The organism is Streptomyces cahuitamycinicus (genome assembly GCF_002891435.1).
Lineage (GTDB): Bacteria > Actinomycetota > Actinomycetes > Streptomycetales > Streptomycetaceae > Streptomyces > Streptomyces cahuitamycinicus.
In genome coordinates this window covers 1-829 of the sequence record NZ_POUC01000906.1, presented here as the reverse complement: position 1 = coordinate 829, position 829 = coordinate 1, and the positions used below count along the sequence as shown (strand labels likewise).

The 829-nt window shown below is 79.9% G+C and carries 1 pseudogene; it reads left to right on the top strand.

Annotated elements, in window-relative coordinates:
* A pseudogene (locus C1J00_RS47515) lies at nucleotides 1-829 on the top strand (SUKH-4 family immunity protein); the annotation flags it as partial.

Here is an 829-nt window from a genome sequence, read left to right as displayed (position 1 = left end):
GATGAGCGCTAGTCTCGTGGGCTCGGAGATGTGTATAAGCGACAGGGTGGGTGGTGTGCCGCAGTCGCCTGCCGGTCCGGGTGTGCCGCAGCGGCCGCTCGCGCCCAACGCCGGGGACATCGCCGACGCCGCGACGAGCAAGGCGGCTCCGCCGCCGGGCCGTGGCCGGAGCGCGGGTCCTTCCACGCCCCCTCCGCCGGGTGCTCCGGGTGCTCCGAGTGCGCGGCCGGGCAGCACTCCCCCGCCGTCGGGGCCCGGGGCTCCGGGGACTCCGGCGGGTGGTTACGTGCCTACTCAGCTTGTGTCGGCGCTCGGTCCTGACGGTCCGGGAGGGCCCGGAGGTCCGGTTGGGCCCGGTTCCCAGGGCCCCGGTGCGCCCGGCGGTCCCGCCGGCGCCGGGGGTTCGGCTGGGGCCGGATCCGCGCAGGGTCCGGGTGCGCCGCCGCCTCCGCAGCAGCCGGCGGGTGCCCCGCATGCGCCTGGCGCGCCGCAGCCGCCCGGCGCCCCTGGTGGTACGCCTCCGGGGGGTGTCCACCATGCCGCCACGATGTTTGCCGACCCCGGCCGGGCGGGCCCGGGCGCGCCTCAGCCTCCGCAGCCGCCCGGGCCTCCGGGAGCGCCCGGTGCGCCCCATCCGCCCGGTGCTCCGAACCCGCCTGGTGCGCCGCAGCCGCCCGGCGCCCCTGGTGCTCCCGGCGGCCCGGGTCCCGTGCATCACGCGGAAACCATGCTGGCCACGCCTCCGGCGGGCGGCCCCGGCGTGCCTCCGCCGCCGCAGGCCCCCGGAGCGCCTCCCGCTGCCCCCGGAGCCCCTGGTGGGCACGGTGGG